The 25,625-nt window shown below is 39.1% G+C and carries 21 protein-coding genes and 1 other annotated feature; of the genes, 15 read left to right on the plus strand and 6 right to left on the minus strand.

Translation table 11 applies throughout. The features are described 5' to 3' along the window. Positions 1-234 precede the first annotated feature (234 nt). The gene (locus R2R35_RS15865) at positions 235-516 is read left to right on the plus strand and encodes a CD3324 family protein (protein WP_317730806.1); all 282 of its coding nucleotides are present in this window, start codon (positions 235-237) and stop codon (positions 514-516) included. A gap of 306 nt (positions 517-822) precedes the next feature. Then, complete coding sequence (locus tag R2R35_RS15870) at positions 823-1,632, plus strand: GNAT family N-acetyltransferase (protein ID WP_317730807.1); 810 nt, start codon at positions 823-825, stop codon at positions 1,630-1,632. Positions 1,633-1,820: 188 nt separating this feature from the next. Here the strand turns inward: R2R35_RS15870 and R2R35_RS15875 are convergent, their stop codons facing one another. Both R2R35_RS15875 and R2R35_RS15880 read right to left on the minus strand, forming a co-directional pair. Further along, positions 1,821-4,769, minus strand: a complete 2,949-nt coding sequence (locus R2R35_RS15875) for a M56 family metallopeptidase (protein ID WP_317730808.1) — start codon at positions 4,767-4,769, stop codon at positions 1,821-1,823. 1 nt (position 4,770) lies between these two features. Next, positions 4,771-5,214 carry a BlaI/MecI/CopY family transcriptional regulator gene (locus tag R2R35_RS15880; protein ID WP_317730809.1) on the minus strand — a complete coding sequence of 148 codons (444 nt, stop codon included), beginning with the start codon at positions 5,212-5,214 and terminating at the stop codon, positions 4,771-4,773. 330 nt (positions 5,215-5,544) lie between these two features. On the opposite strand from R2R35_RS15880, the gene R2R35_RS15885 reads away from it, so the two are divergent. The 3 genes from R2R35_RS15885 to R2R35_RS15895 all read left to right on the plus strand — a co-directional run bounded on the left by R2R35_RS15885 (position 5,545) and on the right by R2R35_RS15895 (position 8,975). Further along, the gene (locus R2R35_RS15885; RefSeq protein WP_317730810.1) at positions 5,545-6,708 is read left to right on the plus strand and encodes a cyclopropane-fatty-acyl-phospholipid synthase family protein; all 1,164 of its coding nucleotides are present in this window, start codon (positions 5,545-5,547) and stop codon (positions 6,706-6,708) included. Positions 6,709-7,025: 317 nt separating this feature from the next. Next, a complete protein-coding gene (locus R2R35_RS15890) occupies positions 7,026-7,916 on the plus strand; it encodes a hypothetical protein (protein ID WP_317730811.1) in 891 nt (296 codons plus the stop codon). Between the two features lie 93 nt (positions 7,917-8,009). After that, the gene (locus R2R35_RS15895; RefSeq protein ID WP_317730812.1) at positions 8,010-8,975 is read left to right on the plus strand and encodes an alpha/beta fold hydrolase; all 966 of its coding nucleotides are present in this window, start codon (positions 8,010-8,012) and stop codon (positions 8,973-8,975) included. Between the two features lie 300 nt (positions 8,976-9,275). On the opposite strand, the gene R2R35_RS15900 is transcribed toward R2R35_RS15895, so the two are convergent. Beyond that, positions 9,276-9,911: a GNAT family N-acetyltransferase gene (locus R2R35_RS15900; RefSeq protein WP_317730813.1), complete on the minus strand. Its 636-nt coding sequence runs from the start codon at positions 9,909-9,911 to the stop codon at positions 9,276-9,278. A gap of 138 nt (positions 9,912-10,049) precedes the next feature. Beyond that, positions 10,050-11,321, minus strand: a complete 1,272-nt coding sequence (locus tag R2R35_RS15905) for a serine hydrolase domain-containing protein (RefSeq protein ID WP_317730815.1) — start codon at positions 11,319-11,321, stop codon at positions 10,050-10,052. Between the two features lie 216 nt (positions 11,322-11,537). On the opposite strand from R2R35_RS15905, the gene R2R35_RS15910 reads away from it, so the two are divergent. The 6 genes from R2R35_RS15910 to R2R35_RS15935 all read left to right on the plus strand — a co-directional run bounded on the left by R2R35_RS15910 (position 11,538) and on the right by R2R35_RS15935 (position 19,789). Further along, positions 11,538-11,960, plus strand: a complete 423-nt coding sequence (locus R2R35_RS15910; protein ID WP_317730816.1) for a hypothetical protein — start codon at positions 11,538-11,540, stop codon at positions 11,958-11,960. Positions 11,961-12,000: 40 nt separating this feature from the next. Then, positions 12,001-14,163, plus strand: coding sequence for a protein translocase subunit SecF (gene secF, locus R2R35_RS15915; protein ID WP_317730818.1), 2,163 nt, complete (start codon positions 12,001-12,003; stop codon positions 14,161-14,163). A 48-nt stretch (positions 14,164-14,211) separates the two neighbouring features. Next, positions 14,212-14,472, plus strand: a binding site (T-box leader). Between the two features lie 108 nt (positions 14,473-14,580). Further along, entirely contained in the window at positions 14,581-16,218 is a 1,638-nt protein-coding gene (gene gltX / locus R2R35_RS15920) for a glutamate--tRNA ligase (RefSeq protein WP_317730819.1), read from the plus strand. Between the two features lie 276 nt (positions 16,219-16,494). Beyond that, on the plus strand, positions 16,495-17,502 hold the full coding sequence (locus R2R35_RS15925; RefSeq protein ID WP_317730820.1) for a serine hydrolase domain-containing protein: 1,008 nt from the start codon (positions 16,495-16,497) through the stop codon (positions 17,500-17,502). Positions 17,503-17,889: 387 nt separating this feature from the next. Further along, positions 17,890-18,411, plus strand: a complete 522-nt coding sequence (locus R2R35_RS15930) for an RNA polymerase sigma factor (protein WP_317730821.1) — start codon at positions 17,890-17,892, stop codon at positions 18,409-18,411. Then, on the plus strand, positions 18,404-19,789 hold the full coding sequence (locus tag R2R35_RS15935; protein ID WP_317730822.1) for a hypothetical protein: 1,386 nt from the start codon (positions 18,404-18,406) through the stop codon (positions 19,787-19,789). Before R2R35_RS15930 ends, R2R35_RS15935 begins: the two co-directional genes overlap by 8 nt. A 62-nt stretch (positions 19,790-19,851) precedes the next feature. On the opposite strand, the gene R2R35_RS15940 is transcribed toward R2R35_RS15935, so the two are convergent. Continuing rightward, a complete protein-coding gene (locus R2R35_RS15940) occupies positions 19,852-21,903 on the minus strand; it encodes a DUF7948 domain-containing protein (protein WP_317730823.1) in 2,052 nt (683 codons plus the stop codon). A gap of 517 nt (positions 21,904-22,420) precedes the next feature. On the opposite strand from R2R35_RS15940, the gene R2R35_RS15945 reads away from it, so the two are divergent. Further along, complete coding sequence (locus tag R2R35_RS15945; RefSeq protein ID WP_317730824.1) at positions 22,421-22,969, plus strand: tetratricopeptide repeat protein; 549 nt, start codon at positions 22,421-22,423, stop codon at positions 22,967-22,969. Positions 22,970-23,011: 42 nt separating this feature from the next. Here the strand turns inward: R2R35_RS15945 and R2R35_RS15950 are convergent, their stop codons facing one another. After that, positions 23,012-23,527 carry a hypothetical protein gene (locus R2R35_RS15950; protein WP_317730825.1) on the minus strand — a complete coding sequence of 172 codons (516 nt, stop codon included), beginning with the start codon at positions 23,525-23,527 and terminating at the stop codon, positions 23,012-23,014. Positions 23,528-23,877: 350 nt separating this feature from the next. Between R2R35_RS15950 and R2R35_RS24740 the strand changes: the two genes are divergently transcribed. The 3 genes from R2R35_RS24740 (at position 23,878) to R2R35_RS15960 (ending at position 25,519) form a co-directional block, all read left to right on the plus strand. Continuing rightward, positions 23,878-24,042 carry a DUF6783 domain-containing protein gene (locus R2R35_RS24740; RefSeq protein ID WP_442872296.1) on the plus strand — a complete coding sequence of 55 codons (165 nt, stop codon included), beginning with the start codon at positions 23,878-23,880 and terminating at the stop codon, positions 24,040-24,042. A gap of 93 nt (positions 24,043-24,135) precedes the next feature. Next, positions 24,136-24,915 (plus strand): phosphopantothenoylcysteine decarboxylase domain-containing protein, encoded by a 780-nt coding sequence (locus tag R2R35_RS15955; RefSeq protein WP_317730826.1) that lies wholly within the window; start codon positions 24,136-24,138, stop codon positions 24,913-24,915. Between the two features lie 67 nt (positions 24,916-24,982). Continuing rightward, a complete protein-coding gene (locus R2R35_RS15960) occupies positions 24,983-25,519 on the plus strand; it encodes a phosphopantothenoylcysteine decarboxylase (RefSeq protein ID WP_317730827.1) in 537 nt (178 codons plus the stop codon). Positions 25,520-25,625 lie beyond the last annotated feature (106 nt).

Here is a 25,625-nt window from a genome sequence, read left to right on the forward strand (position 1 = left end):
AGCCTCCCCATGTAAATAAGCCGAGAATTGTGTATAACCTATTTAGATGATATAATGGAAGAAACAGAAGTATATTAAGTAATATTTATAAGGCAGGGGTGGTAATGGTGATAAACTTTATGATTAAGAAATATCAGTTGGTCTAAATCGAAAGGTGGAAATACAAGGTTTCGTAAAGGTACAGCTTAATTAACAGTCTTCTTTAAGGATTTAATAGAATAAAGGAGAATGACAATGAAGTATGTAAAAGCTAACAGTATTTTACCGGAATATTTAGTATCAAAGTTACAAGAATACACGGATGGTTGTTATTTGTATATTCCTCGAAAGCAGGAGGAAACCCGAAGATGGGGTGAAGAATGTGGAAGTAGAGGGAAAGTGTCTCTGAGAAATGAATATATTTACACTGAATTTTGCAATGGAATGAAAGTAACTGAGCTATCAAAACTTTATTTTCTATCTGAAAGAACAATTCAAAATATTATATCCAATCAGAAGTGCAAGCATAAGAAATAGTAATACTATTGCAAAATGAATGCAAAGTGTAAAGAAGCCTCCTGGCGTTCCTGTAATACACTGCCTGAAAAACATGTTACCTGTTATGTATGCTAAAAACGAACTATTTATTCGATTATAGCATACAAAGCCGGTTTGGTGTCTTGCAGCCGGTGTCTTAAGGAAAGCCAGGAGGCTTTTTGCTGTAAAATCGTTTATAATACAACACCACTTTCATTTCTTTGATTCTGTTTTAGGTTTGAGTTTGCTGTACAGGTGCGAAGGTGTTAGAGTTATGTTATGTTAGCTTTTAATTTGGAGGTTCGAATGATTGAGATACGGGACAGAAATATATTTTTGGCTGAATTGCTTTCAGGTGAAACAAGTAGTATTTATTTTAGCTGTGTTCTAGAAGATAGTATGGTAGGACGGGTATGGGTTAATAACCTTGAAAGACCGTCGTTTGCAGTTGTTTGGAATGAGTATCAGAAAGGATTTCAATTAATGGGAAAGGCTCTGGAAAAATCTGAGTATAGTTCTCTGCGCAATTTTTTTGTATCTGAGATTTTTCAATTTTTGAAGGATAGAGAGTTAAACTATTTTGAATGCGGAGCAGATAATGATGAATTAGCCAATATGATTTTTGAGATTTTTGAAGACCGGAATATTGATTCAGAGCAGCAGAAGGTTTTTACTTTGAATCAAAACCCAATGGAGAGCATTAAAAGAGTAAGTAATCTATATGAAATTTTTGCAATAGATAGCAATTTTTTTGATAGAAGATTTGATAATATGGAGTATGTTACAGAAGAGATAAGGGATACCTGGAGAACAAGGGAGGCTTATTTAAATAATAGCTATGGTTATGCAGCTGTCATTGACAGTCACATTGTTAGTCGGGCATTGGTTACCTGCAGCTATAAGAAGCATGACAACATTGGTGTTGATACCATACCTGAACATAGAAAAAAAGGAATTTCTACAATGCTGGTTTATAAGACATTACATGAGGCTGGTAAAAGAGAAAGAGACTGTGTATGGGACTGTACAGAGGATAATATAGCCTCAGAAAAAACTGCGCTTAAAGTGGGATTCCAACTGGAAAGAACCTATACAATCTGCTGGTTTACGATATAACAGCATAGCTACCAGGTGTTTTCCAAGCCTTCTAAGCTAAAGGATTTTAAAGCCTCAATCACGTAAGCAAGTCAATAATTGTGAATAGGTGGAGGGGAGAATCCTCTGGGAGGAAATATAGCAGGGGGATTAAATCTGGAAAAAAGCAGGTGTGTAAGAATTCGTTACACACCTGCTACATCTACGCCTTATTCGATAAATGGTGTATATTGTGGATGTTCGTGTAAATATTTGCTCTTAATCTCTGCAGCTTTGCTCTCACTAATCGGCTCTGCATTTTTGATGTCAGGCTCCTGCTCGGTTGTATGAAACCAGGGATGTTCTTCATCTCTCCGGCTGTAATATAGAACAGATTCCACCATGGACAGTTCGGTTCCGCTGTACGTATAGTAGCTGTATGTGGACTCGAAGGCACTGCTTGAGCTCTCATTTGCAATATAACCATTTTCACAGAAATAGTACCGATTACGTTCCCATCCATCCAGTACATGAAACACGTTTCCATTTACCAGCGTATAGATATCATATATGAGACCATCCCAATCGCCGTTATCCCAGCCATCTGTATTTGCACCAAATATAAGCTCATCTACACCATTGCCATCAATGTCTTTTATCAGATAACCAAGTGTTTCGTAGTCCCATCGCTGATAAAATACACTGCTAAATGGTTCCTCGTCTGGATAGTTTCCATCAAAATTTTCGAGCACATCTCTTGCCTCAGCAATCAGTTCATTGTATCCCGAATAATCTGTTTCTTTCGATTGTGTCTCAATTGTAGTAAAATCCTTGAATTGCAAAGTATCATAATTCAAGGGCGCTGTTTCTACGTGCAAGTCATTCTCGCCCGCGATCTGGTATTCAAGCGTGACCAATCCGGTGTTTGTATCATAAACAGCAGAGGCAGGATGCGCTAAGTGTTTGTCTGCTGGTATGTTTAGTATTGCATCTTTCGCACTGGCTACTTGAGGAAGGTCGTCTTTCATTCTGTAAATCAGAGCATCGGTTACCCCGTCAGCGTTATAAGTGACATTGCAGATTAGCTCTGCCTGGCCGTCGCCATTCAAATCCGCAGCAACGTCGATCACATCCCCGCCAAAGCTCTGTGCAAAGCATACCGCAGAATTGCCCTGTACCGCATAATACCAACAAATTCGGCCAGAACCGGATAGACTTTCCAAAGAAAAACCGCTCAGCTCCGGGATGGCGTCGAAGGAACGCAGAGAATACCGTGTATCGGAATCAGAAGGCGCACTGCCGAGTACCATAACGGCTCCGTCTCGCCTCAGGAGAATTTCTACCTTATCACCTTGATTACGCAGGCCGACTTCATAGTCCTCCTGTTGTATCAGCCAGACTTCGCCGTTGGCAGGGAATGTGCTTTCTGGAATGTCCTCAACCACCAGTGCATTGCCCGTGTAGCGTACCCGGCAACTATACTCCGTTTCTTCTTCACCCAGCCGGAAAGTCAAGGCCAGGTATGGGCCTTCCGCATCTTGGGAAACAGAATCTTCTGACTGGATGTGGCTCCAGCCTAAAAAGGTATTGTACAAAAGTGCTGTCACATCAACTTCATAGAGCCCGCTGTCACGCTGAAAATAGAAGTATGGACGAAGCTCATTTATGTACGAAAAGTAAAGCAGCTCCAAGCTTCCGTCTCCGTTCAGATCCAGAACAGTGTGATTGTTTGTACAGCTGGCTAGCAGTTCTATGTCTCCGCTCTCATTAAAAAAATAGTAATCATAGACGCGATAGGATGCACCAAGGAGTAAACTCATGATGAAGCCGTCACGACCAAACAGGTTCTGGAATGGTTCGATGGAAAATCCGCTTTGATACCCCCACGACTCCTGCGCGTCATAAGCCTGAAGGAATCGGTAAACGCTCCCATCGTCTTTCATCCAAGCACCCCAGATATCTCCACTGTATGCCCTGTAGAACAGCATTTTAACGCCGCCAGATTCCGCCTCGGCCAGAATCTCTGCAATGTCCGATTCGTCCACGGTGGACTCCTGCTGTATCCCATGAGGGCCGTAAAATGAAACATCATCCAATGGAATGGTATAGGCGTTGCCGTCAGACGTTGAATGATCTGTGAAGTCGGTGGAGGAGGGGGCGTCTTCCATATAAGTGCTGCTGGTATCAGCACCTTTAGCTCCGGTGAAAGTACCACCCACCGCCACGACCACCACGAGTATCACAGCGACAAGAGTATAAAGCGCAGTCTTTGGTTTTTTCGCTATAAGTATGATGCGCTCCTGAATGCCTTTCTTACTGCCGGTCATGGTGGTTGCCGTAATCAGAAATGTGTGAACGCTGCGCTTTTTACAAGTCAGCCCGACAAGTGAACGGCCATAGTCGCCGCGGGACTCCTCACCAATCCGCTTGATTGTACCTTCATCGCAAGCAAGCTCAGCGTCTCGCATGGAAAGTGAAGCGGCAATCCACACAAGCGGGTTATACCAATGCAGCAGCAGACACACGCCGCGGAGGATTGCCCAGATATGGTCCCGGTGGCGATAATGGGTAGCTTCGTGTTCCAGTACATGGCGTAAAGTTTGTTCGTCCTCCTTCACCTCTTGTGTGACATAAATAGCGGGATGAAATAAGCCATATAGGCAGGGAGTTTCCAACATACCTGAAGTATAGACCGGCAAGGAATATCCATAGATATCCGTCATGCATCTGTCATTTCTCAACCGGATAGAGAAGCGGAGGTTCGTAATAAGCAGGAACAAGCCTAAAATGGCAAGGCCGATGAGCCAAATTACCAGCGCAACAAAGCTCCAATCGGGGACATGGTCAGACACAACGGTAGCGTATGATTCAACATTTGTACCCACATCGATGTTTTTCGGCGTGACGGGGGAAGATATTTCCGGCAATATTCCCTCCACCAAAGGGGTATACGCTTCTGCTGGTATATCCGTAGACAATGCCGTTTCAGGAAGAACACCTGGTACTGCGTTCATCACGCTGACAGAGCTGGCGCCAAAGCTCACTGGTATTAGCAATCTGATTAATACCAGTGCCCAGAGGGCGTATTGCAGACGCAGACTTATCTTACCGCGCAGGATAAAGCGTAAGGCGGCTACCACTGTGATAAGGACAGAGGATGATATTATCCATTCAGCCATATTATTCCTCCTCCTTGTCCTTTGACGCCTGATTCGCATCCACCTGACGCAGAATTTCATACAGTTCGTCTAGCTCTTTCCTTGACAGCTCCTGCTTTTTAGTAATTGCACTCATCATCATACTGACACTGCCCTTACAGGCGCGGCTGAGAAACGCCTCTGTTTCTTGCATCAGAGCGTCCTCTCGGGCGATTAGTGGCGCATATGTATGAATACCACGGCTCTTATCACAATAAACTGCGCCCTTTTTAACAGCACGGTGCAGCAATGTCAGTGTAGTCGTCCGTGACCAGCCGGTAAGATTTCTGAAATGGTCCGAGACCTCACGACCTGTACACGAGGTATTATCCCATAAATACTCCATGAGATTCCATTCAGCTGTTGTAAGGCTAATATAGTTCTGATCCACTATCTTATTCTCCAATCTGACTACGTTCGTAGACAATATTATTGTATATCTACTGTCTACACTTGTCAACAAAATAGGGGGAAATTATTATTTATTATGATTTATGCAGGCGAACATAGCCGATCAAGAAACACTGTACGAGGGTATATCACATTATAGTAGCCGAAATCTGTCAAATTGAATACCATATTTTCCTAATCCTTCTTGGTTTCTCACCATTGGATAATGTAAATTTTATTGACTTGTTGAATATATTATTTTATCTGTTCCTAATACTGCTTTACCAAAAAATATAAAATGGAAGAATTAAATGATAATAATGGTAAATAATGTATGTGAGGAAGTTTAAATAAAGGAGAAAATAATATGGCACTAAGCAACTTAATGATAGACTTTATGAAAAAGTTTGATGAAAAGCCCTTTCTAATAGAGTTAAAGGGGAAAGAACATCTGATTGGAGAAGGAGAGCCATTGTTTAAAGTTAAATTTAACAAGGAGATCCCGATTACTGATTTGATGACTAGTACATCCATTGCGTTGGGTGAAGCTTATATGAGAGGTGACCTGGAGATCGAAGGTGATTTATATCATGCACTGAATTGCTTTCTGGGTCAGATGGGTAAATTTCATACTGACAAAAAAGCTTTAAAAAAGTTGATCTTTACCTCCAGCTCCAAAAAGAATCAAAAGCAGGAAGTATCTTCTCACTATGATATAGGAAATGACTTTTATAAGCTCTGGCTGGATGAATCCTTAAGCTATTCCTGCGCCTATTTTACGAAAGATACTGATACATTATACGATGCACAGAACAATAAGATTGACAGGATACTTAAGAAGCTCTATTTACAACCAGGTATGGAACTTCTTGATATTGGCTGTGGCTGGGGAAGTTTACTTATCCGGGCAGTGAAGGAGTATGGAGTAACTGGTAAAGGTATCACTCTCAGTAAAGAACAGTATAATAGCTTCAAAAACAGAATTGAAGAAGAAGGCTTAAGCGATAAGTTAACCGTAGAGATATTAGACTATAGAGATTTGCCAAAGAAAGGCTGGACCTTTGACAGAGCTGTCAGTGTTGGAATGATAGAGCATGTAGGCAGAGATAATTATAACCAATTTATCTCCTGTGCAGACTCTGTTTTAAAGCCTCATGGTTTATTCTTATTGCATTACATCAGTGCTCTGAGGGAATACCCGGGTGATGCCTGGATCAAGAAATATATTTTTCCCGGTGGTATGGTCCCAAGTCTCCGAGAAATCATTCATCTGTGTGCTGACTATAATTTTTATGCTTTGGATGTCGAAAGTCTGCGAAGACATTATAATAGAACGCTTCTATGCTGGGATAAGAACTTTAATGAACACAGGACCAAGATTGAGGAAATGATGGGACTTGAGTTCACAAGAATGTGGGATTTGTATCTTTGTGCCTGTGCCGCAACCTTTAATAATGGTATTATCGATTTGCACCAAATTCTTATCAGCAAAGGAATCAATAACGATTTACCAATGACCAGATGGTATTAAATTGCTTAAACCTGCATGAGAGCATTTTAATAGAAGAAAATTGTTCGTACTATCTGCTTGATTTCCATTCATTTTGTTAATAACTTGTCATTTTAACTGGCTGGGGGTATAAGGACATCTATACAGAACTTATACCCCCAGTCAGTTAGAAAACGGAAAGAAAGACCGATCTTTAATAGTGTATCTGGGCTTTCTATAACCTTACATATAATGGTTGATTAATGGTTGATTGATATTTTTATATATAGTACAATGGAGAGAAAGATATTTTATTGATTAAATCATAACAAATGCGAAAGTTATAGAAAGGAAATAGTATGAAAAAGAAAGTAATTGCATTAACAATGGTGTTGTTGGCTCTGGTATCCTGTCTGTTGAGTAACAGTGGTATGAAAATAAATGCGGCAGCGAAAGAGGAAAAGACGATTGCACTTGAGAAGCCATCTTTCAGCTATTACATCTCTGATAAAGCGGCAACGAAAAAGAATAAGGCTGTCAAATTAAATATGAAAACCAGCAAAGCTAATAATATTTCCGATGATGAAAAATGGATTGAAGAGAATAAGCTGACTTTGAATACATATGAGGTACCTAATTATTATGGCAACAACGCAACCGGTAATCTGCCAGAAGAACTGGATACTGTGTGGAATGACCTGTTCATAACCTCTGCATTCTATGATGCTACTTACATTTATTGTACCTACGGGGCTGATTATTCAGAAGGTTATGTTCTGAACATTTATAATGCAAAAACAATGGAATTAAAATATTCGCTGGACTTCTCTGCTTATCGGTATTCACCTCAATATATTAAAGCGGATTATGATTTTATCCAGCAGCGTATAAACTGGGCAACGATAAAGGACGGTGTACTTTATGTTTCCCATAGTCATAGTACCTATGCTAAAAGCTCTAAGAATATGAATGGCTATATTACAGCCATAAAGCTGTCTGACAAGAGTGTGCTTTGGAGAACAAAAGCTTTGGTCAGCAACGCAAATAATTTTCTTATGGTAGGTAATGTGCTCATAACCGGATATGGATTTACCGACGAGCCGGATTATCTGTACCAGATAGACAGTAACACAGGTAAAGTCCTAAACAAACAGTTGCTGAAATCAGCCGCCTCTTATTTGATAAAAAAAGGGAAGTATATATATGTCCATACTTATAATACGGACTATAAATTCGAGATTGTACAATAGTTTATTATTCTATAGGTGCAAAGAGATAAGAACTAATTACTGTAAGAAGAGCATTTCTGTTGCTTGGAAAAAATAACACAGGATGAAATAATCATGGGGATAAGTAAATATAGAAAAAACAAAAAACATAAAATAATTTTTCTTCTTGCTTTTATAATTGTTGCAGGGGGGATATGGCAGATTATAATGGAGAGATATGAAGCGGATCGATATCTGCCAACTGGTAAAATAATTACAGTCAATTCCCATAAGATGCATACGTATAGCCTTGGTAACGGAAAGGATACGCTTGTCTTTATCGCTGGCTCAGGCACCACAAGCGCTTATACAGACTTTTACTATATGCAGCAGGAACTGTCTGCTTATGCTAAAACCTTCAGTTATGATCATGCCGGCCTGGGGTGGAGTGAGGGAACAGATATTCCCAGAACCATTGATAACGTGACAGCTGAGCTTCATGAGTTATTAAGAGAAACGGGACACGCTGCACCCTATGTTTTAGTAGCCCATTCTCTGGGATCCTTAGAGGCTATCAGGTACGCCCAGAGATATCAGGGAGAGGTTAAGGGAATCATATTTTTGGACGGAGGGAGTCCAGAGTATTATGCAGATTATCCTGAATGGAATTCCATGTTGCTTAACCGAACCAGCGCAGTTCTTAGATTAACAGGTATAAATCGGCTGCTTGGAAACTTTGGTTTAATGCTTCCATTTGTAGGCGAGGATACCAGGAATCATCTGCTGCCAGAGGATATTAAGAAAATAGATGCTGCTATGTATTATAATAAACTAGGTAGCAGTGAGAATCTTAAGGGATTGGGATTGATTAATGAAAATGCAAAAACGGTTATTCGTCATGGCTATCTGGAGGATATCCCTTTATTGGCTCTGTCAGCAAAAAATGATGATAAGTGGACAAAGGCACAGGAAGAATTATTAAACTGGTCTGATAGAAGCAGTGGTATGGTAATGAAGGAAAGTAAGCATTATCTCCATTGGACGAATAAAAACAGTGTTATTGCAACGATATCAGAGTTCATAAATACATATGGTGATTAAGAAGATATTATAGAAGCCAGAAAAACCCCTAATAGTTGAATTAGTGGAGGAGAGTGACTCAGCAAAAATATATTGGCTATCATTTCTAGCTAATAAGCAGATATAGTATTATTAATTATCCTTTGGGTAAAAAAATACACTGTTTCATCATCATGATTTAGAGATTAAACAGTGTAACATTAGGTGGTATTTAAATTTAGATTATATCTTTATTTTTATTCTCATAGATATTGATTTAAGGAGGAAGTTCAATTCCCTCTCTTGCTTTAGTATTGTGAAAGCATGCAAATTAATTTTTCGTTATATGATTTTTCTGGATAATATATGCCAGATATCATCACCAATAAAACCACATTTTCTATATATCATTTCAGGTTTGGTTATATTATTAACCATACCTGAAACTGTTACAAAATCAGCTCTTCCCTGCATACGTTGTAAACTGTCGTTTAAAATTGCTGAAGCAATGCCCATACCTCTGTATTCCGGTAAAACTTGCATCCATTCAATAATAGCCTCTTTAGCAACATTATCATAATCAACTACAATTGCTCCAATCATTATGCTACCTTTATAAACTGATGTCCATAGATCAGGTGCATAAACTTCTGTACTAGTCCATCCCTTAACTTGTTCAATATCTACTTTTATTCCAAGGTGTGTATAAGAGTTATTAATTAATTCTACTAATTGTGAAGTCTGCGATTCTGTTATTGTAGTAATGCAAAATTCAGAAGGTAATACTGATTTATCGACTTTCTTTAAATTGTGTTTAATTCGAAAATATTCTGTATCATTGTACTCACATAGAATATCTTCAGAAAAGTCATTATTATGTATTATTTTCATATGTTCTGGTATATTAGTTTTTTGTGCTTTCCCAAATGGTATAGATAAAAGACCACAAGGATTCTCTAAATATTCCTGTAATATCATATTTCTTATTCCTTCCATTTTATATACCGTTTGTTATTTCTAAACAATTACAGATAAATATATGGGAATATTATACAATATAATTGCTCTAAATCATAAATGCATATAGTTTTTATCATAACTCATTTTCCAAAAAATTTAAAAGAACTGTTTGCTTCTCAACTCATATCCCCAGATGGAGGGTCTTACAGCCCCTTCCCCAAGGAGGATATGGGGGTTTTGCTGTTCTTCATAACGTCTCATAAACATATTGCTGCCAACGCAATACAGTTCAATGTGGATGTTCTGATTCACCCGGACTAAATATAACTTACCGTTTTTTATCTCAATATGTATCTTACCCGGCAGATACGTTCCTGAATACTTCTCAAGTTCATCTAAAGAAACAAAAAATTCATCGGGCTTATTGGAAATCTGAGGTGATTCACCAAACATAATTGACGAAAGTGAATTACCAAAACGATATTGATCTAAGGATTCTGTATTAGAGAGAATGATGATACAGATATCCTGCTCGAAGAAATATTGAGTATAAGCAGAAATGCCTGGATTATCACCGCCATGGCAGTATTTGATTTTACCCTCCTCCTTATATCGCTCCAAGCCATAACAATAATGATTCATATTTTCCTTAAAATATAGGTCATAGGACTGCTCCGATAATAGTTTCCGGTTTTTAAGGCACTCATACCATTTTTGAATATCATCACAATTCGTTACTAACGCTCCTGCACCTATATGAAACAGATTATTTGAATATGGAACTCTAACAAGTTTTCCATAATCACGCGTATAATTGTTTGCCTTGTTTTTTATTATGTTCTGACCATTGTCATATTCCGAGTTTTTCATTCCTAAAGGAATAAAAATATTTGCAGTTAAAAATTCGTTGAAGGTTTGTCCCGAAATATTTTCTATAATCCAGGCGAGTAAATTATAATTTGAATTATTATAGTTAAAGACTGTTCCTGGATCATTTGTCAGTTCTTTGTTGATCCAGTCCGTAAAGAAAGTGCTTTTATTATAGGGAGCCCTGTCTTTTCCTATATAGAAGTCATCTTCAAAATTGTAATAGTTGTATAAACCGGAGGTGTGTGACAACAGATTATGAACTGTAATTTCTGGGTGTACCTGTAAGTCTGAAGGCAGATAGAGGTTCGCTTTTTCATTGAGTTTTAACTGGCCTCTGTCGTATAGAAGCATTATTGCAAATGCTGTAAATTGCTTTGTGACAGAAGCAACATTGAAACGAGTATTCATGTTATTTTGTATATCATACTCAACATTTGCATAACCACGGCTAATTTCAAATAATGTTTTGCCGTTTTTTCGTATTCTTATTACTCCGGAAAAATCCCATAAATCAATTTCATGGTTGATATATGTATTTAATGTAGATGGAATATCCATTCTAACCCTCCTTAAATTCTGCTTTGATAAAGAGTTACATAAGCTTTGATAAAATTATTTGTAGTACCGGTCTAATCCATAGAAGTACCGGTAAAACATTATGGATTAACTCCAAGGAATAAATTCCCTCTGCAAGAATTATACCAGTAAGTAAAGGTTGAGTATACATCAAATTTAGTGTACAATGTAACGGAAGTTCACCGAAGGAGGAAGCCCGTGAGATACAAGATACGAAACAAAAAGGCAGTTCAATGTATACTAACGGTATTATTTTGCCTTGCGTTATTAACAGCAGAAATAAATATATCCGTTACCAGCAAGATTCATTCTGCTTCCTCCCATACTACGAAGGCAGGAGCTTTTACAAAAGCACCCTCCCATAAAACCGATTCCATATTCGAAGTAAAAGAAGTTGCTGGAGATGAGTTTACAGCCGGTATTTCTGCCGGGACCTTAAATACTTTTTCTCTTAAGGTTCTCCATTTAAAATATATTTTCTTAAGAGCAGTTCTCTTATTTATTCCCCTTATATTATTTACCCGCTTAACGGTCTTATTACAGGACGGTTACATAGGCAGAAGATTTCTGATGCAATTTATACACAATTCGGACGGCGAGAAAGGAGCAGCAGGTATTTAAACGGCAAAAAAAATTAAATAGGAAAAGAGGATAACAACCTATGAAGCCAGGTAAGAAAATGCTTGCTGCTATTTTTATAACCATAGCAGTGTTTATTTATATTGCAATTTTTGGAATCGGAAGTGGAGTCAAAGGTGTATTTGACATGCGCTACGGTATTGATATCAGGGGAGGCGTGGAAGCGATATTTGAACCACAGGGACTTAAGCGCAGCCCTACGGAGCAGGAACTGGAAACTGCCAGAGAGGTTATTGAGACCAGACTGGACAATCAGAATATTTCCGATCGTGAAGTTACCGTGGATAAGAGCGGTGGTTATTTGATTGTTCAGTTTCCCTGGAAATCCGACGAGAAGAACTTTAATCCGGAGGACGCCATTGCTGAGTTAGGTGAAATGGCAGAACTGACCTTTAAAGACCCTTCGGGGAATGTCCTCATTGAAGGCAAGAACGTGGAAAGTGCAGCACCGGAGAATGTTACCTCCGGAGTGACCAGAGGCTATCAGGTAGCACTGAAATTCGATGCTAAAGGTGCCAAGCTCTTTGAAGAAGCCACAGGAAAATTGTTAGGACAGAGGATGAGCATCTACATGGATGACGACCTGATCTCAAGTCCTATGGTACAGGTGAAAATAACCGGAGGAGAGGCTGCTATCACTAATCTTGGAAGTTATGCAGAGGCGAAGGAATTAGCCGGAAAGATCAATGCAGGGGCCCTTCCTTTCTCCCTGGCAACCACCAATTTCTCCACCATCAGTCCCACTTTAGGCAGTAATGCCTTAAACATCATGGTGGCAGCAGGAATAATAGCCTTCTTTGCAATCTGTGTATTCATGATAACCTTCTACAAGCTGCCGGGTGTACTGGCCTGTATTACCTTGGTATTACAAATGGTGATACAGTTGCTGGCCATATCTATTCCTCAATATACGCTGACGCTGCCAGGAATAGCAGGGATTATATTAACCCTGGGGATGGCAGTGGATACGAATATTATCATAGCAGAACGTATTTCCGATGAGCGAAAGAAAGGTATCTCAGTCAGAAGTTCGATTATTTATGGCTATAAACATGCCTTTTCCTCTGTACTGGACGGAAATATCACCACAGCCATAGTGGCAGTTATACTTATGATTTTTGGTTCCGGTTCCATGTTAAGTTTTGGTTATACCCTTTTAATTGGTATGTTGGTTAATCTCCTGATAGGGGTCACCATCTCAAAACATCTTATACAATCCTTTGTGGTATATGACAGGTGGAATAAGGATAAATGGTTCAGAATAAGAAAAGATAAGAAGGTCATTCCCTTCTACCAGAAAAAATATATTTTTGCCATAATCTCGGGTATAATAATTCTGGCAGGAGTTGCAGGATGTTTTACAAAAGGAATCAGACTGGATACCCAGTTTACCGGAGGTGCAGTATTAAGCTACTCTGTATCCTCAGAAGCCGATACAGAGTTGATTCAGCAGGCGGTTGAAAAACAGACCAACAGGCCGGTGACGGTTCAGATCAAAGAGGATAACCTGACCGGGCGTAAGAGACTTTCCGTAACCCTGGCTGGTAACGACGGAATGTCACCAGAGCAACAGGCAGAGGTGACGGAGGCTATTAACGGTACAATGGAAAAAGCAGACGCCAAATTGTCTGAAACCTTTGTAGTGGAGCCTTATATCGGTGCAAAAGCCCTTAAGAATGCAGGGATAGCAATAGCTCTGTCTACTCTATTCATTGTAATCTACGTGTGGATAAGATTTTCAGCCATATCGGGCTTGTCGGCAGGAATAACAGCCATGATTGCACTGCTTCATGATGCACTGGTAGTATTCTTTGCTTTTGTACTGTTTGGAATACCCCTTAATGATGCCTTTGTGGCAGTAGTACTTACGGTTATCGGGTATTCAATTAACGATACCATTGTTATTTACGACAGAATCCGTGAGAACAGAAAGCTCGACCAGAAACTGCCAGTTGTTAATCTGGTAAATGAAAGTACCACACAGACGTTGGGAAGATCCATCAATACGTCCTTTACCACAGGACTATGTGTCCTGATTATCTTGATAGCGTCCGTTGTGTTCCATATAGAGTCTATTATAGATTTCTCACTGCCGATGTTCTTTGGTATTTTAACAGGCGGGTATTCTTCAATCTGTGTTGCCGGAACCTTATGGGCGGCCTGGGAAAAACGTAAGGAAAAATAAATCTATCTTGACGGTAAAATCTGGTTGTGATATTATGTACAGAAATAGAAAAAGGCATGGAAGAGAATTAGTATATGTTGAAGGCGGTTCACAGAGAGAAGACAGAGGGTACCCTCAGGCTGAGAGTCTTTACCGAAGCAATATAGAAGAGGTCTTGGAGCTGTGGACTGAACAGGTTATCTCAGTAGGTTGCACCGGAATTTCCACCGTTAGAAGGAAAGCAGTATCGATTGTTATATCCGTACTGAGTGAGAGCAAGGAGTAATCCTTGAATTTAGGTGGTAACACGGACTATAGTTCGCCCTAAGCTGATTGTTTAATTGGCTTAGGGTTTTTTTATGTCTGAATTTCTTTGAAAGGACACATTAGTAATTCCAACAGCAAAACTTTAAAACTGTACTACGAAAGGAGTAAGCTATGTTAAACAAATTATTAGCTGATTTACTATTTCCACAAGTTACTTTTACATCAGAGGACATGGAAAGACGTTACCCGGAAAGAGGGGTTTCTGATGAGAATATAATAACCCGAATAGGACCAAGCCCTACCGGCTTTATCCATCTTGGAAATCTATACAATGCAGTAATAGCAGAGAGACTGGCTCATCAGAGCGGTGGCAGCTTTTATCTGAGAATCGAAGATACAGACAATAAGAGAGAGGTAGAAGGAGCTGTTGATATAATCATTTCAGCCATGAAGTACTTTGGTATTTATTTTGATGAAGGTGCTGTCATGGAGGGGGATAATGGCCAGTACGGACCTTACAGACAGCGCCAGCGAAAGGAAATCTATCAGGTGTTTGCAAAGCGGCTTGTGGCGGCAGGAATGGCATATCCCTGCTTTTGCCGGGAAGAAGAGCTGGAAGAAATAAGAGAAAAACAGAAAGAGTTAAAACAGAACATAGGATATTATGGAGAATGGGCAGTCAGCAGGAAATTATCCTATGAGGATATCAAGGGCAGGATTGAGAAAGGAGATTCTTATGTACTGCGGTTTAAGTCGAATCCAGACGCTAAGGATACTGTTACTGCTTATGACGCCATTCGGGGAGAGCTGAAATTTCCTGAGAACATCATGGATTTTGTACTCCTGAAATCCGATGGCATACCTACCTATCATTTTGCACATGTAGTAGACGATCATCTGATGAGAACCACCCATGTAATCAGGGGAGAAGAATGGCTGCCTTCCTTACCCATGCATATACAACTTTTTGATACCTTGGGGTGGAAAAGACCTGTTTACTGCCATACAGCCACACTGATGAAAATGGACGGGAATTCCAAAAGAAAACTATCGAAACGTAAAGATCCCGAACTGGCACTGGCCTATTACCAGGAGGAGGGTTATATACCGGAGGCTATGTGGAATTATCTGCTGACAATTCTTAATTCCAATTATGAAGAATGGAGAGCTGCTAATCAGGACAAGAATCATTTGGAGTTTCCCTTTACACTGAACAAAATGAGCGGCTCCGGGGCTCTGTTTGATATGGATAAGATGAAGGATATCAGTAAGGAGGTCTTAAGCCGTATGACGGCTGAGGATTTGTATAGCAGTTTTCTGGAATGGGCGAAAGTCTGGAATGAGGATTATGCGAAGGTGTTGATGAATAACAGAGAGCTCGCACTGAAAGCACTTGCCATAGGCAGAAATACTGCAAAGGTAAGAAAGGATCTGACTAATTGGAAACAGACCTGTGAGTTTATGAGCATGTACTTTGATGAAACGTTCAAAAGGGAAGAGGAACTTCCGGCAAATATACCGGCAGATGAAAGAGCGCAATTCCTGCGTCTGTATCTGGAGCAGATAGATTTTACCGAAGAGAAAGAGGAATGGTTCAATAAAGTAAAAGACATAACCCGGCAAATGGGTTATGCTACTGACAGAAAGGCATATAAGAAACAGCCGGAGGATTATAAAGGAAGCATTGTGGAGCTTACCAATCTGCTAAGGGTTGCTATAACTGGCAGAACGAATGCACCGGATATATGGGAAGTCAGTAGCGTATTAGGGAAAGAATGTGTAGTACAAAGAATAAAGACCGTAATTTGACGATTGAAATATGAAATTCGTTTCGTCATGTAGCTATATTAAGTTATTCGTAGCAGGATAAGGAAAGGTAAATTCATATTAATAAAGGAATAGGTGAAAATATCTGAAAAGGCTATTTTATCATACTGTAAATGATTGAAAGAGGGTATAGAACGGATTAGTGACATTCTTGGAATTGTTATTGGTTTGTATTAGTGTATAATTTATATATTAACTGCTTGCAGTAAACCAATGAAAAATAGTCAATATCAATTCGGCTTCAGAAAAGAGGTAAATATGGATTATAATAATATAATAGACAGAGATTTTCGTGGTTGTGTCTCCATATGCAAAGGAAATGAGTTATTATTCAGGAAAGCTTATGGCTACAGGGACCTTGCCAATGAAATACCAAATACAACAGAAACAAGCTTTGCCACAGCTTCAGCAGGTAAGGTATTCATAGGAACAGGTATCCTGCAGCTGATAGAGAAAGGGGAACTTAGTTTCCAGGATACCATCGGTGAACTCCTCGCGTTTGACTTAAAGCAAATTGATACCGGAATCACTGTGAAACAGCTGCTGACACATACTTCCGGAATTCCGGATTACTTTGATGAAAGTATAATGGAGGAATATGAAGAGCTCTGGCGGGATTATCCAAATTACAAAATACGAACATCTGCCGATTTGCTGCCTCTGTTTATAGACAAACCCATGATGTATGAAAAAGGTGAAAGATTTCAATACAACAATACGGGGTTTGTAGTATTAGGATTAATAATAGAGAAAGTAACGGGGAAACCTTTTGACATTTATTTGAAAGAATATATTTTTACCCCCAGCGGCATGGAGAGGACAGGCTATTTTGAACTGGACAGACTGCCTGCTAATTGTGCCGGCAATTATATCTGGGACGAGGAAAGAAAAGAGTATTATACTAATATCTATAGCGTAGATGTAAAAGGAACCGGTGCAGGCGGCGTTTTTACTACAGTAGCAGATGTTGAACTTTTCTGGAAGGCCCTGTTATCCGGAAAGCTTTTATCGCCGGAGATGACGGATGAAATGCTGCGTATTCAGAGTTCCAGTGAAGATGAGGATAACTATGGCTATGGAATCTGGATAAGTAAGAAATACGGTGACTGCATCCTCCCATATTTTACAGGAATGGATCCGGGTGTAACATTTATAAGTACTTATAAAAGAGATGAGGATCTGAATATAACCGTTGTGAGCAATTTTGGAGACGATGTCTGGAAGATTAAGAATGATATCCTGAATGCCATGACAGAAAAGATGTGAATAGTTTTTAGCTATGCAACCTGCTGGCAGGAAAGGGTATCATGATTCGCTATGAAACCTGTTGACAGAAAGGGATGAGAAATTGCTGCCAGCCCTGTTATTTCAAAGAAAAATATGTACTCCGCTTTGCCTTGGCTGCGGAGTATTTTTTGTGAATAAGGCTGCTGTCAAACCATTCGATAAAAGAGATTTATAAACTAATTACCCGCGTTTTATAAGATTTATAACTATATAGTACCGATTTGTTATGCTACAATACAAATAATTCCAACTCTGGAAAGAGTTTTCAAAAATAGTGATAATAAAATGAACCAAACTTGATCCTGTTACAATAAATAAATGAGAAGGTCAGATACTTCCGAATTTCATAGACAAAGGGGTACAGGTATGACAACAGAAGAACTGAATCAATTGATAACAGAACATGGGAAGCATGTTTACAGTTTTTGCTGTAATCTTACCGGGAATTCCGCTGAAGCAGAGGATTTGTATCAGGACACTATCTTAAAAGCTGTTGAGTTAGGCCACAGACTTAACAGCAGTGGCAATCCCAAAAGTTTTCTTATGGGTATCTCGGTAAAGATATGGCAGAATCATAAAAGGAAATTCGCAATAAGACAGAAAATAATACATCTGGAAGAATATGATGATAACCTTATGGAGTCGGAATCCCCAGATTACCAACCGGAGAAGGAGCTGCTCCGGAAGGAAACAATAGCTGCAGTACGTATTGCAGTTCAGGAACTGCCGGATAAATTAAAAACGGTATTGTATATGTATTATACGGCAGAAATGTCTATAGAAGAGATAGCCGCAGCCTTACATATACCCAAAGGTACCGTTAAAAGCAGACTGCATAAGGGGAGGACTTTATTAAAACAATGCCTGGAGGTATGGAATCATGAATGATATTGATAAACTCCTAAGAACTGCCCTTTCTCCTGCCAGATACCCTTCGGAGGAATTAAATAATAAGATTGTAAAGAAGGTTAAGGAGAGTGGCAATATGAAGAACAATTATAAGAAGATGATGATAGCAGCAGCCATAACCATGGTTCTATTGATACTGCCGGTAACTGTATATGCAGCATATCGGTATTTAAGCCCGAAAGAGGCGGCAAAAGAAATGGATGACAAGAAGTTAGGTGATGCCTTTGACAAAGAGGGCAAAGAGGTCATAAAGACTGTAACAGATGGAATGTATAAGATTACCTATCTGGGACATGTAACCGGAAAATCCATCAGTGAAAGAACCGGTTCTGCCTGGGAACTTCATCCGGATAGAATTTATGTGGCAGTTGCCATTGAAAGGGCGGATGGAGCTGATATCAAAGAGGATGATGGACACAGTATTTTAGTTACACCGTTGATACAAGGATTAAATCCCTGGAAATATAATATTGTAACCATGAACGGCGGTTATATGGAAAAGATTATCGATGGTATTCTCTACCGTATCACAGAGTGTGATAATATTGGTATTTTTGCAGATAAGGAGCTTTACCTGGCTGTATCGGATACTAACTTTTATAGTACAGAAGCCTTTGATTATGACGAAGAGACAGGTTTGATCACAGAAAAGGACAGTTATCAGGGGACGAATGTACTCTTTAAACTGGAGCTTGATCCGAAGGGAGCAAATAAAGAGAAAGCAGCTGAATATATAGAGAAATTTGAAAAGGAATGGGAATCAGGTGGAGACACGGAGAAATCTTCCGGAGAAAATCAGGAATTAAATAGTAACACGGAGGAAGATCCAAGGGTTCAGCAAGAGGAATTTTATGATAAGGAAAATAATCTGACTATCCGGATCAAAGATAATGATTCCGCTGCCTGGTCTGCCAGTGGGGAGAGCTCTAATAATATATTGAGTTATTCACTGGAGGTGGAAGGAGAAGGGGTAGAGAACCTGGATTTTTCTCTTAATAAAGGACAATTTTGCAATTATACGGAGGAGTATAAGCTTGGAGAACGCGATTATTATGGAAATACCTTAAGTGTTCCGTATAAAGAACAGAAAGAAAGAGCGTACAAGTATGCTATTGCAATTAAGGCAAAGTACACAGATTATGGGTATGAGGAGGAGTATCTGAAAGAACTGGGAGAAAAAGATATAGAACAGAGAAACAAATTATACTATGAGGTTTTAAATGAGGAGATCAACGCAACCATTATCGGGCTTGACATTAAGATGGAAGACGGCAGAGTTCTTCATAAGGAGATTAAACTGAAAAATGTATTGGAGAAAACAGAGAGATCTATCTGGATTGCTTTAACTGTTAACTAATAAAAAGAAAGACATTGGCAGATTCAAGCTGTCAATGTCTTTTCTGTAGCGCCCCTTTTTATTTATTCATTTCGGCAGGATCTAAAAAAAGTACTTTTGGTTAGGAAAGCATCGGAAGCACCGCCGCCATATGCAGTTTGAAATGCATCGGATGAAACTGGAAAATCGCTGGAAGAAGTAGTACCAACTACATAAAATGTTCCATTGCAGCCTACTGTTATTTTATTACCTGCATCTTCGTTACTTCCACCAAGATAATAGGATAAAACCAACTGATTCAGATCAGGTGTGAGTATCGTAACAAACGCATCGGAACTACCGCTTAAATGGGATGGCAATATCTCAGGCGTGATGGGGAAATCATCTGAGAGTGTAATTCCTGTAACATATACATTTCTCTGGGAATCGACATCAATACTATTACCATTTTCGATGTTACTCCCTCCTAAATACGTAGACCTTTTAAGTCTTCTTCCATCAGCTGAAAGGATTGAAACAAAGACATTCACATCACCGCGTAAAGTTGTTTGAAAAGCACCAGCTGTCACTGGAAAATTGCTGGACGCAGTAGCGCCAATTACTGCCGCTGTTCCATCTTCATTAACTTGAATGCCTACTACCATATCCACCAGAGAGCCTCCGAGATAAGTTGAATAGATAAGAGACGAGCCATCGCAGGCAAATTTGGCAATATATCCATCATCTACACCGCCACCATATTGGGTTTGAAAAGCTCCTGGAGTTACAGGTAATTCAATTGAATTTGTACCTCCGGCTATATATGCATGGTTCAAATCATCTAAACCAATAGTGGAACCAGATGTAAAATTATCTCCACCAAAATAAGAGGAGTATATTAAATATCTGCCATCTGGGGAAATTTTCGTTAAAAATGCGCTTGAGACTCCGTTTAACTTTGTTTGAAATGCATAGGGCGTAACAGGAAAATCAGTTGCATAGGTTGTTCCGGTTACATAAGCACAACCACAATCATCTACTTTGATACCTGCGGCTAGCGTAAATTTTCCCCCACCTAAATAGGAGGAATACACCAGGTAACTGCCGTCTGAAGATAATTTAGAAATATAGCCAATATCATCGTCACTGCTATTCTGTGTCTGAAATGCACAGGGTGTAACTGGAAAGTCCTTGGAAGTTGTATATCCTGTAATATAAGCACAACCACATTTGTCTAAACTAATATCAAAGCCTACATTTCTTTCGGAGCCACCCAGATAGGTTGAGTATATTAATCCAATTCCATCCGGAGCAAACTTTGTTACAAACACATTACTGGTTCCAATTGGGAAGGTCTGAAAAGCACCATCAGTTACTGGAAAATTATTGGAGAGGGTAGTACCAATGACATAAATATATCCGTGGCAATCAACAGCAATAGAACTGGCAGTATCAATACCATTGCCTCCTAAGAAGGTTGCATATTGAATTAGCGGATCAATAATTAACGGTGCTTCACAGTCATATTCACCCAAAATCTTGAAACCAATTTCTCCCTGACTATTCATTTGATATTCGCAGGTCACAGGTATATTTTCACCATTTAACTCTTGCCAGGCAACAGGAGAAGGATCAATCCATGAACCTTCTGCATGCTTAATGCATAAACCTTTATCATGGGTAAATGTAATACTTTGGACACCTGTCCATTTAAACCGTATTTTCTCAAGAAGTTCCGGTGAACGAAGCAGCCAATTATATTTAAGTCCATGTTCATCACCATAAAGCTCTAAGTCAATACCCTCCCACAGGTTCTTGTACTGTAACTTATCATAATTGGGTATATTTATATGATTTTTTTCTTGTAAACCACTATAAATATAGTTGAAATAACCATCGTTCTGATTCAGACCTATCGGTGTACTAAGAGCATCGGCATCTATAAAAGTTAGATCCAAAACCACCTTGTGGATAGAGGCTGCCTTTTCTTTTTTGCTATAAAATTGTGTTGTTATTTTATTATTCTGAAAGTAAAAATGGCTTCCATACATGGTTGTATAGAAATCAACACAAGGATCTATCTGCCCCATATTTGGTATAAATCTCAGTTTTTCATTATCTTTTTTTTGAATTGAAGATATCACAATATTAACCATACCTTTCTCAGAACATGCAAACATAAGCAGCAAGCACCGTATCAGGCAAGTGTGAGAAATACATATTTTTCATACTTATCCCAATAAATATTAAATTTAGTTGAAGCATCTATATTATTCAACTAATTAATTATATGCAGGTGGGATTGTTATGGATAATGGAATCAGATATACGGGTGTTTCTATTTTGCATTTCTACACAGGCGAAAAAAGCCTCTGCCAGGGGGTTTTAAGCGTAATTCCTTTTTTGAGTGTTGCAGGAAATTGAAGACTGGAATATACTGGTGTAGTAGCAATGTTATTGGAAAGGGGGAGATGAAGCATTTATACAATTTTATTTTTTACGATAGCCATCGTTTCTGAAATTGTCCTTTTATCACTACATGTAAATACAGTTTTGTCTATATTTATTATTGCGCTGCTATTACTGGCATGTGAAATTATAGTTGTTCTTATTAGAAATGTTAGGTTTCAAAGGGTCCTGGATTGGGATTGTGAGCCGGAGAAATATCTCAATATGATTGACCGGCTGGAGAGAAAATACAGGAGGAATAGAAGGGCAGCAGTGATACTGGATATAAACCGTGCAACAGCTTATCTTATAATGGGTGATTCTAACAAAGCACTGGAATATCTGAACAGTATAGAAGAGGCAGATTTATCTGAGAAGAATGACTCCTATTATGTCTATACCATTAACCGTATCCTGTGTTATTACGAATTGGGAGAGATAGAAAAGGCGGAAGCTTTATATGAGACGGAGTTGGTGCGATTGTGTCCATATGGTAAAAGGTTAAAGAAATCGGCAGAAATTCTTGTAGGTGAAAGATTTTACTTCTTACATAGGTATAAGGAAAGCTATGCCTGCCTAAAAAAGCTTCTGAATACGGACCTGCCTAAACGACAGTATTTAGGTGTTCTGTATCTCCTTGCACGAATGGATGATATCAACGGAGAGCAGGAACAGGCAATGACAAAATACAGGAAAATATCCAAACTGGGCAATAAGTTATGGATTGCTAAGGATGCTGGTGAAAGGCTAAAGAAATTGGAGGAAATAGTATAAAAATAGGTGGGGCTGTTAAAACAACCCCACTTCAAATTACATTTACTTGACCGTCAGATTCTTATATACTTTAACAACTTCAGATTTCATCTCATCCTGTTTGTTCTTAACTTTAGCATAGATGGCTAAAGCATCCATAATACGCTTCTGATCCGCTGGAGTAAACATACCGATAGCTCTGCCAAGCCCATCCAGGCTATTGACATTGACTTTAAGAGAGCCTCCTCCTGACAGAGGAATTGTCAGTACCTGTGATTCGTCACTCATATCCCCTAAACATAATGCATTATTCCTGTTATCACACTGAAAAGTTACACCATTATAAGTTATCTGTCCACTGGCATCCGCCAGATCCATATAAGGGGCTTTCCCTGCACCATTTATAAATGCTGGCATGGTTTTTTCTGAAGCTTCAATTTTTGTGCCTGCTGTTATTAGACTTTCAAAGGATTCTGCTGTTGAGGGTGTTTCTGCCCCTGCCGTCTCTCTTTTGGAAAAATAACTTGTAATTTTTCCATTTGTAGTTATGGTGTTTCCAAGTTGTGTTAATACATCCATCCTGATATCTCCTTTATCTCAAGTGTTTTTATAACAATGACGTTTTTTGTAAAACATACAAAAAAAGGCACTGCTATTATGAAATAAACAATACCTTCCGTGGTTAAGTAAAAGAAATTCATCCTATAATTTCCATATAATATATCGGACAGTAAAGTATATTACTTTATGTTTATCATGATGTTTCTTGTTTTTTTCTTTCAATCAGCAGAGGCCAGAGTAACGAAGAAAACTGTTGGCAGGCAGAATTATAAAACCAGTGTAAATAGTTTATTATATTTATTGTAAGTGTTGATGGGTGGCTTTTAATCATTGTTGCAGGGTTGGTGATTTTAATTGTTGCAACTAGGGTGTGTCTGAAAACTCATTGCACCATTCTGAATGCCCCACTTTGCGGTATTCTGCGTTGCAATATTGGGAACGTAGCACCACTACGCACCCAAAATCACGCCTTGTCTCCCACAAAGTGGAACATCCAGCCCGGCACAAGCAGTTTTCAGACACACCCTAGTTGAAATGAAAATATTTATATAATAAAATAAGCCTTATAAAAAAAGTGTAAGGGCTATCATTTGGGGTTACTAATTTAACAGGAAAGCTGGAATAAGATGAAAATACTAATAACGGCAGGGGGTACTACAGAGCCGATTGACAGTGTCAGAAGTATAACCAATACATCTACCGGAAAACTCGGGAGTCTGATTGCAGAGAAGTTTGATGCCATGCCGGAAGTAACAGGCATTTATTTTATTTGCGGCAGAAAAGCCCTTATCCCACAAGGAACCCGGGCAGAGATTACCTATGTAGATACTGTGGCAAGTCTGGAGAGTGCTATAAAAAGCATCCTTAAGAAAAAGGATATAGATATTATAGTCCATAGCATGGCGGTTAGTGATTATCGGATTAATAAGGTAACCTCAGCAGCAGCTCTTGCAAACTCTCTGAATGCCGGCTTAAAGGCATCGCTGTCCGGCTTGCCGGATATAACAGAGGAATATATGGTATCCTTAATGGAGACCTCTGATACCATATTAAATACTGACGGTAAAATCCGTTCAGATATAAATAATCTTATCTTAACCATGGAGCAAACTCCTAAAATCATTTCATTGTTTAAGGACTTAGCACCCAATGCAATTCTCACAGGCTTCAAGTTATTGGACCATGTAAGTCACAAGGAATTAATTGATACTGCCTATGGATTATTGGAAAAGAACAAATGCAGCTTCGTCCTGGCTAATGATTTAAAGGATATAACGGAAATGGGACATGTAGGTTATCTGATAGACCGTAAGAAGAACTATGGAACTTTCTTGACGAAAGAAGCGATAGCGGAAGCAATTGCACAAACGACGGTGAAACGTCTGGCAGTTATTCGAGAACTGTAAAAGGTCACTGATATATACGAGCTGCTTATAGCAGCTGCCCTTATAAGAAAGGAAGAAGGGTGGATTAATGAAAGAGATTATACTTGGAATAACCGGGAGTATTGCGGCCTATAAAGCTGCAGACATTGCCAGTCAGCTTACCAAGAAAAGTATTACGGTTAATACCATCATGACAAGATCTGCAACTCAGTTTATAACACCTCTGACGCTGCAGACTTTGACAAAGAATAAGGTCTATGTTGATATGTTTGAGGAAATAGCTTATCCGGATGTAAGGCATATTTCCCTGGCACAAAGAGCGGATTGTTGTGTTATTGCACCGGCTACCGCTAATATTATCGGGAAATTAGCTTCGGGCATTGCAGATGATATGCTCTCAACAGTAGTTATGGCAATAAAAAATAAACCCGTCATTATATGCCCCGCTATGAATACTGCCATGTATGAAAATCCCATAACCCAGGATAATATAAGGAAATTGATTTCTTATGGCTATCAATTTGTAGAACCAAAGGAAGCGCTGCTCGCCTGCGGAGATGTGGGGAGGGGTGCCCTTGCTGATATCGACACCATAATAGAGTCAATTTTAAAATCAGAGATATAAGGAAAGTCTGAGAATCAATGGATAAAAAGCAATGGATAAAAAGCAATGGATAAAAAGCAATGGATAAAAAACAATGGATAAAAAACAATATTAACGATATAGAAGA

Origin of the sequence: Anaerocolumna sp. AGMB13020 (assembly GCF_033100115.1) — a bacterium.
Classification (GTDB): Bacteria; Bacillota; Clostridia; order Lachnospirales; family Lachnospiraceae; genus Anaerocolumna.